Consider the following 15118-nt stretch of genomic DNA (forward strand, 5'->3'; position numbering starts at 1 on the left):
ACGTGCGTGTTACTACAGGATGTTTTATACAAAGTGGCTATTCAATCACTCAATGGTTCAACTGCCATTGATGTTTCGGGAGTTCAGTCCGACTCCAGGAAAATAGCTGCCGGAAATGTTTTTGTAGCGGTGAAAGGTGTGGGTGTAGATGGTCATTTGTTCATTGACAAGGCAATTGAAAAAGGAGCAACGGTGGTGGTGTATCAAACAACCCCGGAAGCTTTTCAGCAGGATATTGTTTATATATCGGTAGAGAACAGTGCTATTGCATTGGGTGTGATGGCGGCTAATTTTTACGGGAACCCTTCTGCCGGTTTAAAAGTAGTAGGTGTTACCGGTACCAATGGTAAAACAACCATTGCTACCTTATTATACAAGCTCTTTACATCGCTGGGGTATACCTGTGGTTTGTTAAGTACGGTCAACAATATTATTGGTGATAAAGTGCTGGAAGCAACACATACCACACCGGATGCCGTAAGCCTGCAGGCTTTATTGCGTGAGATGGCCGATGCGGGATGTGATTATGCTTTTATGGAGGTAAGCTCACATGCCGTACACCAGCATCGTATAGCCGGTTTGCAATTTGTGGGTGGCTTGTTCAGTAATATCACGCATGATCACCTGGACTATCACCAGACATTTGATGAATATATCCGGGTGAAGAAAATGTTCTTTGATGGTTTGCCTAACAATGCTTTTGCCATTACCAATGTAGATGATAAAAGAGGCCTGGTAATGTTGCAAAACACGGCGGCAAAAAAATATAGTTACAGCATTAAAACCCTGGCTGATTTTAAAGGAAAGCTCATTGAAAATACGTTGACCGGCCTGGTGATGAGCATCAACGACCAGGAAACACATTTCAGGTTAATTGGTGAGTTTAATGCCTATAACCTGCTGGCCGTGTATGGTGCAGCTATTTGTTTAGGTCAGGATAAGATGGAAGTGTTGCAACACCTGAGTATGCTGACCGGTGCAGAAGGCAGGTTTGATTTTTCGGTATCACCTAAGGAGCAGATCATCACGATTGTGGATTATGCCCATACGCCGGATGCTTTATTAAATGTACTGGCAACGATAAAAAAATTAAAGCAGGGTAACGAAAAAGTGATAACGGTGGTGGGTTGCGGCGGCGACAGGGATAAAACCAAAAGGCCGGTGATGGCTACGGTAGCCTGTGAGCACAGCGATAAAGTAGTGTTCACCAGTGATAACCCGAGGACAGAAGACCCGGCACAGATCATTAAGGATATGGAAGATGGTTTACCTGTTTCAGCCAGAAGAAAATACCTGGCTATTACGGACAGGAGGGAAGCCATTAAAACAGCGTTGAATCTGGCCGGTGAAGGCGATATTATTTTGGTAGCAGGCAAAGGACATGAGAAGTACCAGGATATCAATGGGGTTAAAAACCATTTTGACGATAAAGAAGTGATAGCGGAAATGATAGAATTATTAGAAAAATAAAATTATAAACCACAACCACTATGTTATATCATCTTTTTGATTGGCTTAAGGACCAGGGAATCAAATTTCCCGGTAGTGAGTTGTATCGTTTTGTATCCTTCAGGGTACTGGCGGCGGTGTTATTATCCCTGTTCATTACCATGGTATATGGTAAAAAGCTGATAAAATTCCTGCAGAAAAAACAGGTAGGCGAGTCGGTTCGTGATCTGGGACTGGCAGGGGAGCAGGCGAAAAAAGGAACGCCTACCATGGGCGGCCTGATCATCATTATGGCCATTTTAATTCCGACCATATTACTGGCCAAGCTGAACACGGTATATATCATCTTGATGCTGGTAGCAACCGTATGGTTAGGTATTATCGGGTTTATTGATGACTACTTAAAACTAAAAGCCAAACAGAAAGCAAAGCTGTTAGGTGCTAATTATAAAAAAAGCGACAAAGATGGCCTGGCAGGCTGGTTCAAAGTGTTTGGGCAGGTAGGCCTGGGTATTTTAGTAGGAGCAGTGCTTTATTTTAACAGCGATGTAAAAATATGGCGCGAGTACCAGGGTGTACCCAAAGCAGGAGAGCAAGGGTTTTTTGAAAGAACAGTGGATGGGAAGACCAAATATTTTGTGGAAACAAAAGAACCCATTACCACCATCCCCTTTGTAAAAAACCATGAGTTCAATTACTCCAAACTACTGCCCGAATCGCTAAGGCCCTATACCTGGGTGCTGTATATACTGGTGGTGATATTTATTATTACAGCAGTATCCAACGGCTCCAATATTACAGATGGCCTGGATGGTTTAGCAACAGGCACTTCGGCATTGATTGGTGTTTGCCTGGGCATATTTGCCTATGCCAGTGGTAACTTCTTTTTTGCCGATTACCTGAACATCATGTACATACCCAACCTGGATGAGCTATCTATTTTTATAGCGGCGATGGTGGGGGCCTGTGTCGGCTTCTTATGGTATAATTCGTACCCGGCACAGGTGTTTATGGGTGATACAGGTAGCTTAACATTAGGTGGTATCATAGCAGCCATCGCCATCATTGTACACAAAGAATTATTGATCCCTATATTCTGTGGCGTATTCCTGGTAGAAGTATTGAGTGTAACCCTGCAGGTAACCTACTTTAAGTATACCAAGAAGAAATATGGTGAAGGACGGAGGATATTTTTGATGAGTCCTTTACACCACCACTACCAGAAGAAGGGGTATCACGAAGCAAAAATTGTAACACGTTTCTGGTTAGTGTCTGTTTTACTGGTGGTATTAAGTATTGCCACTTTAAAAATGAGATAACACGGACCGGTTGATATAAATAGTTCGAAAGACCACCACCGATAAAATCCTATCCCTGATAACCGCAGCTAAGCAGGCTGATGGAAGTAATCTTTCATCTGATGACTTTGAAAAACCTATTTATTGTTTGGAAACAAAACTATGGCGAAAAAAATAATAATACTGGGAAGCGGTGAAAGTGGCGTAGGCGCGGCGCTTCTGGCCAAACAAAAAGGCTTCGATGTATTTGTTTCCGACAGCAGTTCTTTAAAAGAACCTTATAAAAAGGAATTAGACGAGGCCGGTATTCAGTGGGAAGAAGGCGGGCATAGTATGGATGTTATACTGGCTGCCGATGAAGTTGTAAAGAGCCCCGGCATACCGGAAAAAGTACCGGTGATGAAAGCTATCAGGGAAAAAGGTATTTCCGTGATCAGTGAAATTGAACTGGCTTACAGGTATAAGGGTGATAGTAAAATAGTGGCCATTACCGGCAGTAACGGTAAAACCACTACTACTACTTTAATTCACCATATCTGCATAACCGGCGGATTAGATGCGGCACTGGTAGGTAATGTAGGTTTTTCCTTTGCCAGGCAGGTGGCACAGAGTCCAAAACCTTATTATATCGTGGAGGTAAGCAGTTTTCAGTTAGATGATATCAAAACATTTAAACCGGAGATAGCAGTACTCACCAATATAACGGAGGATCATTTAGACAGGTACGATTATAAGTTTGAGAATTATATAGCCAGTAAGTTCAGGATAATCATGAACCAGGATGAACATGATTATTTTATTTACTCGGAGGATGATGAAGTAACGACACAATATTTAGAAAAATTTAAGAATCACTCTAACCCACTACCGATCAGTATGAGAAAGGAAACAAACGGCGCATTTATCAAAGACGGAGACATGTACGTAAGAACAGGCGAAGATTTTATTACCATGAGTGTGGAGGATTTCTTCCAAAAAGGAAAACACAACCAGTATAATACTATGGCAGCTTGTTTGGCAGCGGAGAAGTTGGATATCAGGAAAGACCGCATTAAAGAGGCGGTACAGACTTTCCAGAGTTTGGAACACCGTATGGAGCCGGTGATCACCGTGCGTGGTGTGGAATTCATCAATGACAGTAAGTCAACCAACGTGAATTCGGTATGGTATGCGCTGGAAAGTATGGTGAAGCCAACCGTATTGATACTGGGTGGGGTAGATAAAGGAAATGATTACAGCATTTTGAAAGACCTGGTAAAACAAAATGTACGGGCTATCGTATGTATGGGTACAGATAATTCAAAAATATATGAAGGCTTTGCAGATGCCGGTGTACCTATTGTTGATACGGCGAGTGCACAGGAGGCAGTGCGTGCTTCTTTTGAGTTGGCCCAAAAAGGCGATGTGGTATTATTAAGCCCGGCTTGTGCCAGTTTTGACCTGTTTAAAAATTATGAGGACAGGGGTACACAGTTCAAGCAGGCGGTGAGGGATCTGTAAAAAAGCTGAAAGCTTAAGGCGGGAAGCAGAAAGCCAAAAGCTTAATGCATGGATTAGTTGATCAAAAAAATAATTGTAATAAACATACATGTCGGCAACGGTAGACATACAGGAAGAACAACAAGCAGTAACCAAAAACTGGGCAAGTAACCTGCGTCAGCACGCAAGTGGTGATAAGGTGATCTGGGCGCTGGTGGTGTTGCTTACGCTGGTATCCTTACTGGCGGTGTATAGTGCTACGGGCTCGCTGGCGTATAAAAATTACAAGGGTAATACAGAAGTATACCTGTTCAAGCAGGTGATCTTTATATTAATAGGTATTGGTGTTATTTATTTTGCACACAGGGTGAACTATACCATCTATTCAAAGGTGGCCACCTTCCTGTTCATACTCACGATACCATTGCTGATGTATACACTGTTTTTCGGGGTAACCATGAATGAAGGTAGCCGCTGGATAAGGTTGCCTATTATTAATATGACCATGCAAACCTCCGACCTGGCAAAACTGGCTTTGTTCATGTACCTGGCCAGGGTGCTGAGCCGGAAACAGGACGTGATAAAGGATTTTAAAAAAGGATTTTTACCACTGATCATACCGGTGGGTATTATCTGTGCTTTAATTGCACCGGCTAACTTATCAACGGCCTTATTATTAGGCGCCAGTTGTCTGATGTTATTGTTCATAGGCAGGGCCAGTGTAAAACATTTATTAATGGTAGTGGGCATTGCCTGTATACCTATTGTGTTTTTAATTGTATCTGCGGTTATAAGGCATAGTTCCAGTGAGGAAGAAGTGAGCGCTAAAAAAGCAGCGGGTTCGGGTGTACTGGTAAGGTGGAATACCTGGGTAGGCAGGGTGGAGAATTTTATATATGGTGGTAAGGATGCGGATAATGATGAAATGTACCAGACCAACCAGGCAAAAATCGCTATTGCCAAAGGCGGTTTGTTAGGCGTAGGTCCGGGTAACAGCACCACACGCGATTATTTACCGCAGGCTTATAACGACTTTATTTTCGCCATCATCATTGAAGAGTACGGGGTGATTGGCGGCATGTTCATCGTATTCTTTTACCTGGTGTTTTTGTACAGGTGTATACGGGTATTTAAAAGATGCCCCTATGCATTTGGTGCGTTCCTGGCATTGGGTTTAAGTTTTACGCTGGCCATACAGGCCATTGCCAACATGGCGGTAACGGTTAATTTATTCCCGGTAACGGGTGTTACGTTGCCATTGGTAAGTATGGGTGGATCGAGCTTTTTGTTTACCTGCCTGGCCATTGGTATTATATTAAGTGTATCGCGAAACGTGGAAAGACAGGAAGGTAAAACTTTACAGCCGGTGCCTGTAAATGAAAATTAATATTGATCCAGTAATATAAAAAGCATGAGAGTAATTATTGCAGGTGGTGGTACAGGCGGACATATTTTCCCGGCAATTGCTATTGCTAATGCTTTAAAAGAACAACAACCTGGAATTGAGATATTATTTGTAGGGGCAAAGGGAAAGATGGAGATGGAGAAAGTACCACAGGCAGGGTATAAGATTGTGGGATTGGATATTGCAGGGTTGAACAGGAGCTCTTTGATAAAAAATATCGGGTTACCCTTTAAACTGGTAAAAAGTTTTTTCCAGGTAAAGAACATTTTTAAAAGTTTTAAACCCGATGCGGTTATTGGGGTAGGTGGTTATTCCAGCTTCCCGGTATTACGCTATGCGCAGGCAAAGGGCATTCATAGTTTTATACATGAGTCAAACTCCTTTGCCGGTAAATCGAATATTTTACTGGGCAAAAAAGCCAGTAAAGTATTCACCGGTACCGATGGCATGGAAAAGTTTTTTCCCGCCAGTAAGATTATGGTAACAGGTAACCCCGTGCGCAGCGTGATAGCCCGCTCGGCTGTGACCAGGGAAGAAGGATTACAGTTCTTCGGTTTATCGCCGCAACAGAAAACAGTATTGGTAGTTGGCGGAAGCCTGGGTGCTAAAACGATCAATGAGACAATTGATAAACACCTGGATGAGCTATTGCAATCGGGCCTGCAGGTAATATGGCAAACGGGTAAACCTTATGCTGCTACTGCAAAAGCCAGGGTGCAGGGTAAAACGGGTGTATGGGCCAATGATTTCATTACCGATATGCAGTTTGCCTATGCAGCAGCTGATATTATTGTAGCAAGGGCCGGCGCTATGACAGTAGCAGAGATATGTGTAGTGCAAAAACCTGCTTTGTTCGTGCCTTATCCTTATGCGGCTGAAGATCACCAGACCGCTAATGCCAAAGCATTGGTAGATAAAGGCGCAGCCATAATGGTGAAAGATAATGAGGCGATAGAGAAGGCTGTTCCGATGTTGATAGCACTGGCCGGTGATGAAGCCAGGCAACTGGAGATGAAGGCACAGCTGGCCAGACTGGCCATAACTGATGCGGACAGTAAGATTGCGAAAACGGTTTTAACAGTAACAGTAACATAAATCAAGACCCGGAGAACTATTTCCACAGTAGTGGAGTGTATGACTGATTAGTAATCCCAAACCTTATGAATTCCCCTTTGGGGGAACAGTTAGTTGAGTTTAAATGCACAAACTATGAGCGATGAGCAAAAGAATTCCCCGGTAGTTGCACCTTTTGCAGGTTTGCGATCGGTGTATTTTATCGGGATCGGTGGAATAGGCATGAGTGCATTGGCAAGGTTCTTTAACACGCAGGGTGTACAGGTAAGTGGTTACGATAAAACCAGCACCGTGTTAACCCGGCAGTTGAGCGATAGCGGTATTGCCATACACTATGAAGAGAATATCGCTTTATTGCCTGAGCAGGTTGACCTGGTAGTGTATACACCGGCTATACCGGCAACACACCTGGAGCTGTTGCATTATCGTGAAGCTGGAACAAAAGTGGTGAAGCGCAGTGATGTGCTGCAGATCATTTCGGAAGGTTCTTTTAATATATGTATTGCCGGTACGCATGGCAAAACAACCATCACTACCATGGTGGCACATATTTTACGGGATACCGGTTATGGTTGTAATGCTTTTTTAGGCGGCATATCTGCAAACTATGGTACCAATTTCTGGAGCAATCCCAGGAATGTATGCGTGATAGAAGCGGATGAGTACGACAGAAGTTTTTTGAAATTAAGTCCTGATATCGCTATTGTTTCGGCGATGGATGCCGATCACCTGGATATTTATGGTGATGCAGCTACCATGGAAGAAGCATTTATCGATTTCAGTAAAAAAATAAAACCCGGTGGCTTATTGGTATACCAGGCGGGGTTGCCGAAAGGTGATGTATTGGTGGCCGACAGGAAAATGAGTTATACCGTGCATAACGGCACTGCGGATACAATAGCTAAAAATATCCGTACTACCGAAGGCGGTTATACGTTTGATGCGCAGGTGGGTGATAAAGTGTATGAAGACGTAGTGTTACACATGGGTGGCCTGCATAATATAGAAAATATGTTAGCCGCTATAACGGTTGCCAGTTCTTTACATATTGATGCAGCAAAAATTAAAGCAGCGGTAGCTTCTTTCAAAGGGGTTAAACGTCGCTTTGAATACATTGTTCCGCCGGCACCGCAAACGGATATTGTATATATAGATGATTATGCGCATCACCCGGAAGAATTAAGGCCCCTGATCACAGGAGCAAAAAAGATGTTTGAAAGCAGGAAATGCACGGTCATTTTTCAGCCGCACCTGTTCAGCCGTACCCGCGATTTTGCGGATGGCTTTGCTGAAGTGCTGGATATGGCAGATGAAGTGATACTGCTGCCCATTTACCCCGCCCGGGAATTACCGATGGAAGGAGTAAACAGTGAAATGCTGTTGGCAAAGATGAAAAATAAAAACAAGCGGATCTTACAGAAAGAGGAAGTGATGAACTGGTTACAGGAAGAATATACCGGGACCGGTTCAGGCGAAAAAAAATTATTGATAACGGCAGGCGCCGGTGATGTTGATACACTGGTACCGCAGATTAAGGCGTTTTTAACGCAATAGATATCAACAACAGGAATAAAAATTGAGCAATAAGATCTCCATAAAAAAAGTAGTATTCTTTACCATCTGGGTGGTAATTGGTATTACCATGCTTACGCTGCTGGTAAAAGCCATGGCCAGCCAGGGTACTGACCAGTGTAAGGATTATACCGTTAGTATTAAAGGTGTGGATGCGGGTGAACTTTTTTTAACGGAGAAGGATGTGGTGAAACTGGTAACCACCGCTACAAACGGGAAGATTAAAGGACAAAGTAAAAACAAGCTGCCTTTACAAAAGCTGGAACAATTGCTGGAAGATAACCATTGGGTAAAAGATGCGGAACTGTTTTTTGATAATAAGGATATACTGCATATTAATGTAACAGAACGTAAGCCTATTGCCCGGGTATTTAGTGTGGACGGCAGGTCTTTTTATATTGATGATATTGGTACGCTGTTACCCCTGTCGGACCAGGTAAGTGCCAAGCTGCCCGTGTTTACCGGCTTTATAGCTAAAAAGCAGTTGAATAAAAAAGACAGTGTGCTGCTGAATGATATGGTGGTGACGGCAAAGTATATCAATGAGAGTGAGTTCTGGCAATCGCAGGTATCGCAGATCGATATCAGTGCCTGTGGCAATGACTGCTGGAATTTTGATATGATACCCCTGGTGGGTAACCATACAGTAAAACTGGGCGATGGTAAAAATATTGCCGACAAGTTTTCACGCCTGATGACCTTTTATAAAAAGGTATTGACGCCGGTGGGTTTTGAAAAATACAAAACCGTTGATGTGCGTTTTGACGGCCAGGTAGTTGGGGTAAAAGGCAATATTTCAAAAGTGGACTCTATTCAGTTGCGCAGGAATATTGATAATATATTAAAACAATCGAGGGAGCTGAATGAGATGATGGCCGTAATGCCGGTGGTGGATAACAGTAAACCTTTATTACCCGATGTGGCTTTAGGTGAGGACCAGGATAAAGGGGTGGGTGAGGATAATGAACCCACGGTAAGCAATACCAGGCCGGCTGCCACAACAACGGCCGATAAACCTAAACCGGAAAAAACAGCAACGGATAAAAAGCCCGTGAAAGTAACGCCGGCAAAAACAACCAGGCCGGCAGATAAACCGGCTGCAAAGCCCAGGCCGGCAACGAATAAAACAGGTACACAGCCTAAGGCGGTGATGCCCAAACGGGGATAACAAATAACTGAGGGAGTATGATTAGTGCATAGAAGAAAAGAAGGATGACAACAACTAAAAACACAGATATGAACACAGAACAACCCATTATTGTCGGACTGGATATTGGTACTACCAAGATCGCAGTAATTGCCGGCCGTAAAAACGAGTTCGGCAAACTCGAGATACTCGGCTTTGGTAAATCAAACTCCAATGGTGTGAAACACGGACAGGTGTTAAACATCGATGAAACGATTAAAGCTATCCGCCAGGCTTTGGATAACTGCTTTGCTTCTAATCCTAACCTGGATATTACGGAAGTATATGTAGGTATTGCCGGGCACCACATTAAGAGCTTACAGACCCGTGGTGATTTGGTTCGCCAGTCTAATGAAGACGAAATAACACAACAGGAAATTGATCAGCTGATCTCCGATCAGTATAAAACATATATACCTGCCGGTGACCAGATCATTGATGTGATCCCACAGGAATTTACAGTAGATAATTTTCAGAATATTGTGAAGCCCATCGGTTATGGTGGTGTGAAGCTGGGCGCTAACTTCCACATTATTACCGGTGATAAAAATGCGATCCGCAATATTAACCGCAGCGTGGAGAAATCGGGCTTAACACCGAAGGACCTGGTATTACAACCCCTGGCTTCTGCATCGGCAGTAATGGCGCAGGAAGACCTGGAAGCGGGTGTAGCCATTGTGGATATTGGTGGTGGTACAACCGACCTGGCCATTTTTGCGGAAGGTGTATTAAGGCATACAGCGGTTATTCCTTTTGCCGGTGAAAATATTACCAATGATATTAAAACCGGTTTGGGTGTATTGAAAACCCAGGCAGAGCAAATGAAGACCCAATTTGGCAGTGCTTTATCCAACGAAGCAAAAGCCAATGCCTATATCACCATCCCCGGACTGCGTGGTATGCCTGCCAAAGAGATCAGTGTAAAGAACCTGGCCAATATTATCCAGGCGCGTATGAGCGAGATACTGGATTTTGTAACCTATCACTTGAAACAGGTGGGTATGGATAACCGCCAGCTGAACGGTGGTATTGTATTGACCGGTGGTGGTTCTCAGTTGCGTCACCTGATACAGTTAACAGAGTACATGACCGGCCTGCCTGCACGTATCGGTTTCCCTAATGAACATTTGGCAGCGGGGCATATTGAAGAGCTGGCCAAACCTACTTATTCCACCTGTATTGGTTTGATATTAAAAGGTTATGACGATTACGAAAACAAAAGAAAGGTATTTGAAAAAGAATTCAGGAAAGTAGAAGTACCTGAAACCCTGAAAAGATCATTGGAAGCGGAAGCTGATGTGACCCTGGATATGCCGGCAACCAATGGTGAGGTTGATGTGCATGCGCAGCGTAAAAAGCTGAATAATTTCTGGGGTAAGTTTAAAGACCGTTTAATAGACATATTTAAAGAAGAAGAAGATAAAGCATTGTAATGTTTAGCTGATAAGCATAAACAACAAGAGGCGGAAAGCAAGCGCATAGAAGAACAGACCGAGTATAAGATTAAAGACAGGATAGAAAGAGGGGTAAACAGTGAGATAAGGTTTACCCCGGTGTACACGAACTGGAAGCTGAACAGGATTACAGGAAGATGCAGTGAGTGACACAACGAAGATGATAGTAGTAATGCCGCCCGTACCCAACAAATTCTACAGCAATTTGAAAAGGTTCAAAGCGTATAACTAACCTGATCGTGAAACTTTCAAGCTAACAACTTGAAAGACTAAATTCTAAAAATTATGATACAATTTGATTTGCCAAAAGAACAGTCATCGATATTAAAAGTAATTGGTGTTGGCGGCGGCGGCGGTAATGCTGTTAACCACATGTTTACACAGAAAATAGATGGCGTTGATTTTGTGATTTGTAATACCGATGCACAGGCATTGACAAAGAGCCCGATACCTAACCGTATACAATTAGGCCCACACCTTACACAGGGTTTAGGTGCAGGTGCCAATCCTGAGATCGGGCGCCAGGCTACTGAAGAGTCGCTGGAGGAGATACGCAGGATATTGGAGGTGAATACCAAGATGGCTTTTATTACTGCCGGCATGGGTGGTGGTACCGGTACAGGTGGTGCACCTATTATTTCAAAAATATGTAAGGACTTAGGCATACTTACTGTGGGTATTATTACCACACCTTTTGCATATGAAGGCAAGAAGCGCCAGCAGCAGGCAGAGGAAGGTATCAAGATCATGAAACAGTATGTGGATACTTTACTGGTGATCAGCAACGATAAATTACGTCACCAGTTTGGTAACCTGAAAATGAAAGAGGCTTTTGATAAAGCGGATAACGTTTTAGCAACGGCTGCAAAATGTATAACGGATGTGATCAGCAGTACCGGCCAGATCAACGTTGACTTTGCGGACGTATGTACCGTAATGCGTGATGGTGGTGTAGCCATATTGGGTAATGCCGCAGCATCGGGTGAAAACCGTGCCCAGCAAGCCATTGAAGATGCGCTGAACTCACCGTTATTAAATGACAATGATATACGTGGTGCCAAATGGATATTAATCAATATCAATTCGGCTGAAGGTGAGCATGAGTTTACCATGGATGAAGTGGAGATCATACAGAGCCACCTGTTAACACAGGCCGGTGAGAATACCGATGTTATACTTGGTTTAGGTTACGATAATTCATTGGGCGACCAGTTGGGTATTACTTTGATCGCTACCGGTTTTCAGCATAAGGAAGCTTATGTAAAACCTGTGATCAGGAAAGAAGAGCCGAAGGAAGAGAAGATCGTAATGGAATTACAGCCTGCTGCCAAAACAGTATCGGTGTTACCTATTGTAAATACCACGAACCCCGAACCGGCTCCTGAACCGGTTGAAAAAAAGGTGCATGTACAGGTTCCGGTGCAGCAAAAACAGCTGCCGGAAGAGCTTAGTCCCAGGTTAGTGGAAACGCCTATGCCATATGAAATGGCGCCCATGCCAACGGTGAATGATTTAGTAGAAACTACAGGTGTACCGGAACTGGAGCCTGCGATGTTTTATGATTTAAGCACAGGGAAACCAATTGTAAATCAACAACAAGAAAATTTACTAAGTAAAAATACGAGTGAAAACTATAGTGTAACTACTGTTGAAAACTTGTTTCTGAACGAGCAAAATAATGGTCTAAATTCGGCTCTCAATTCTGAATCTGATACCCCTCGAAAAGAACAAATTCAACAACACATTACTCAAAATAGTAGCACTCCTTTGCCTGCAGCTTCGGGGGGCTATCTGGCCAGACCGTCCAATATTTATGCGGAGATGAATGCCACTGCAAAGGCTTCTGTTAACTCTGCTGATCAACCGGTCCCACCAACCAAAGCAGCGGATGAGGCATCATCTGATTTGCAAATGCAACTGGTAGAGCGGGATGACATTCCGGCGGCGGATGCGCCGTTGGCCGATCAGGCTCAATCACCTTTGTTTCCGACTGTTGAGGAGTCCCGCGAAATCGGGAACGAAACTGAGGAGCAAAAACGTAGGGCATTTGAACGTATTCAGAAATTGCGTAATCTGTCGTTCAACGTTAACGCAAGCGACCCGAATCATGAGTTTGAAAATGTGCCGGCATACATCCGCCGCAATATGGAATTATACAACAGTAACCAGCATATTGAAAAATTCTACAGCAGTTACGAAGTTTCTTCCGATAACAACAATCAGGGTAATATTTCTACCATCAATACTTTTTTAGAAGGCAAGAAGCCTGACTAAAATATTCGTTCAGCCTGGCTGTGATGCCGGGCTGTTTCGTTCCTTTTGAAAATGCCAACCAGTGTTTTTAGTTGTGGCCCTTGTCGTTTTTCGGCAGGGGCTTTTTTATTTACAGTATATAGATATTAGTATATAGTATGTAGATTTTTAGTATTGGGTATACAGATAGCTTACAAGGCCGTCAAACCTCGTTTTACCAGGCCTATTTACTTATTGTATACGAATTTCCACATAATTGTATACCGTCATCCGGATACTATATGCTAATCTCTATATACCAAAATCTATATACTAATATCTACATACTCATATCTGCATACTAAAATCTCAATACTAAACGCCAATAAATACGTAGTTTACAGTGGATTTTTTTTGCTGACCCTTGTATAGAATGAACACCTGCATTTTAAGGCTTATTTAATGGTATAATATGGCAACAGTAATTATTACAGGTGGAACGGGACTGGTAGGTACGGCATTGGCAAAAGCCCTGCTGGCAAAAGGGTATAATGTTATTATCCTTACCCGTAAAATTGATCCCGGCCGGCAGCAAGCAGGTGTGTCCTATGCTTTATGGGATGTAGAAAAAAACTATATCGATCCCAAAGCCCTGGTGGACGCCAATGCTATTATTCATTTGGCAGGTGCTAATGTGGCTGAAAAAAGATGGACAAAAAAACGCAAGCAGGAAATTATAGACAGCCGCGTAAAAACCGGTGAATGTATCGTGCAGGCATTGCAAAATAATCCGCATAAGGTAACAGTGGTTGCCGGCGCTTCGGGCATTGGTTATTATGGTCCGGACCCCGCCATTCCTAATCCCCGTCCTTTTGATGAAGAAGACCCGCCTTTTACCGATTACCTGGCCACCACCTGTGTACAATGGGAGAAAGCACTGGAGCCGGTAAAAGCCATGAATATTAAACTGGTTACTTTACGCACCGGTATTGTATTGGCAAAGGAGGGTGGTGCCATGGATAAGTTTAAACAACCCCTTCGTTTTGGTGTAGCTACTGTTTTAGGAAACGGTAAACAGGTCGTTAGCTGGATACATATAGAAGACCTGGTGCGTTTGTATATCAGGGCACTGGAAAATGAAAATATGAAAGGGGTTTATAATGCGGTAGCCCCTGCTCCCGTGAGTAATAAGACCCTCATGCTTACACTGGCCAGGCGTATCAAAGGAAAATACTTTACAGCCTTTCATGTACCGGCCTTTATGTTAAAGCTGGTACTGGGCGAAATGAGTATTGAAGTATTAAAAAGCGCCACCGTGAGCTGTATTAAACTGCATGCAGAGAATTTTAGCTTTATCTACCCCGGTATAGAAACAGCCATTGATGATTGTGTAAAGCGTGATTAAAACAGCGGGATCTGCAGCAAAGCCTGGTAAGGATCTCCGCTTAAATTCAATAACTGTGCAAATGCAGGCTCTGTTTTATACCCCTGCTTTTTTAAGGAAATGACCTGCTGCCTGAAAGCTGCATCATTTTTTTGCAGGAGGTAATGTTCAATGATCATATGCCGGTAGGCCTGTTGTTCCTTCACGGGCGTTGGTTGTGCAAATATCTCTACCGGGAATATTTCTAATGCAAAACTGGCAACAATGGTGGGTGTATCCTGGAAATTACTTTCATAAAACCTGAACCCTGGGTATTGGCTAAAACTATCCACTAAGTTTTCTATATAACCTTTCTTGTCTTCGTATTGGCAAAGTATATCCAGGTCGCTGTTCTCAGTATAAATATTGATAGGGATGGTACCTGTTAGTACCGGGCTAAAAGGTGCTAATTTTTCCCAGATACCATGCCCGGTTAAAACCTGGTAAGCGGCCTGTTGTATGGTTGTACCGTTGGCCAGATAATCCAATGTATCAAAATGTGGGTATGACAACATAGGGTAAAGTTAAGCAAACAAAAACGGGATA

Annotated in this window: 11 protein-coding genes; 10 read left to right on the plus strand and 1 reads right to left on the minus strand. The window is 43.3% G+C overall.

Annotated elements, in window-relative coordinates:
* The first annotated feature begins 6 nt into the window (after nt 1-6).
* The 10 genes from ACFS6H_RS07475 (at nt 7) to ACFS6H_RS07520 (ending at nt 14554) form a co-directional block, all read left to right on the plus strand.
* The gene (locus ACFS6H_RS07475; RefSeq protein WP_386096827.1) at nt 7-1470 is read left to right on the plus strand and encodes a UDP-N-acetylmuramoyl-L-alanyl-D-glutamate--2,6-diaminopimelate ligase; all 1464 of its coding nucleotides are present in this window, start codon (nt 7-9) and stop codon (nt 1468-1470) included.
* 20 nt (nt 1471-1490) lie between these two features.
* A complete protein-coding gene (gene mraY / locus ACFS6H_RS07480) occupies nt 1491-2768 on the plus strand; it encodes a phospho-N-acetylmuramoyl-pentapeptide-transferase (protein WP_386096829.1) in 1278 nt (425 codons plus the stop codon).
* A gap of 141 nt (nt 2769-2909) precedes the next feature.
* Entirely contained in the window at nt 2910-4247 is a 1338-nt protein-coding gene (gene murD, locus ACFS6H_RS07485) for a UDP-N-acetylmuramoyl-L-alanine--D-glutamate ligase (RefSeq protein ID WP_386096831.1), read from the plus strand.
* An 88-nt stretch (nt 4248-4335) separates the two neighbouring features.
* Complete coding sequence (locus tag ACFS6H_RS07490) at nt 4336-5613, plus strand: FtsW/RodA/SpoVE family cell cycle protein (RefSeq protein ID WP_386096833.1); 1278 nt, start codon at nt 4336-4338, stop codon at nt 5611-5613.
* 24 nt (nt 5614-5637) lie between these two features.
* Nucleotides 5638-6726 (plus strand): undecaprenyldiphospho-muramoylpentapeptide beta-N-acetylglucosaminyltransferase, encoded by a 1089-nt coding sequence (murG, locus tag ACFS6H_RS07495; protein ID WP_386096835.1) that lies wholly within the window; start codon nt 5638-5640, stop codon nt 6724-6726.
* Between the two features lie 114 nt (nt 6727-6840).
* A complete protein-coding gene (gene murC, locus ACFS6H_RS07500) occupies nt 6841-8259 on the plus strand; it encodes a UDP-N-acetylmuramate--L-alanine ligase (protein ID WP_386096837.1) in 1419 nt (472 codons plus the stop codon).
* Between the two features lie 22 nt (nt 8260-8281).
* Nucleotides 8282-9445 carry a cell division protein FtsQ/DivIB gene (locus tag ACFS6H_RS07505; protein WP_386096839.1) on the plus strand — a complete coding sequence of 388 codons (1164 nt, stop codon included), beginning with the start codon at nt 8282-8284 and terminating at the stop codon, nt 9443-9445.
* A 68-nt stretch (nt 9446-9513) separates the two neighbouring features.
* On the plus strand, nt 9514-10896 hold the full coding sequence (ftsA, locus tag ACFS6H_RS07510) for a cell division protein FtsA (RefSeq protein ID WP_386096841.1): 1383 nt from the start codon (nt 9514-9516) through the stop codon (nt 10894-10896).
* Between the two features lie 306 nt (nt 10897-11202).
* The gene (gene ftsZ / locus ACFS6H_RS07515) at nt 11203-13191 is read left to right on the plus strand and encodes a cell division protein FtsZ (RefSeq protein WP_386096843.1); all 1989 of its coding nucleotides are present in this window, start codon (nt 11203-11205) and stop codon (nt 13189-13191) included.
* Between the two features lie 430 nt (nt 13192-13621).
* A complete protein-coding gene (locus ACFS6H_RS07520) occupies nt 13622-14554 on the plus strand; it encodes a TIGR01777 family oxidoreductase (RefSeq protein WP_386096845.1) in 933 nt (310 codons plus the stop codon).
* Here the strand turns inward: ACFS6H_RS07520 and ACFS6H_RS07525 are convergent.
* The gene (locus tag ACFS6H_RS07525; protein WP_386096847.1) at nt 14551-15087 is read right to left on the minus strand and encodes a DUF4269 domain-containing protein; all 537 of its coding nucleotides are present in this window, start codon (nt 15085-15087) and stop codon (nt 14551-14553) included. The two genes, ACFS6H_RS07520 and ACFS6H_RS07525, sit on opposite strands and share 4 nt — an antisense overlap.
* Nucleotides 15088-15118 lie beyond the last annotated feature (31 nt).

The sequence above is a fragment of the Terrimonas rubra genome (assembly GCF_042686025.1).
Classification (GTDB): domain Bacteria; phylum Bacteroidota; class Bacteroidia; order Chitinophagales; family Chitinophagaceae; genus Terrimonas; species Terrimonas rubra.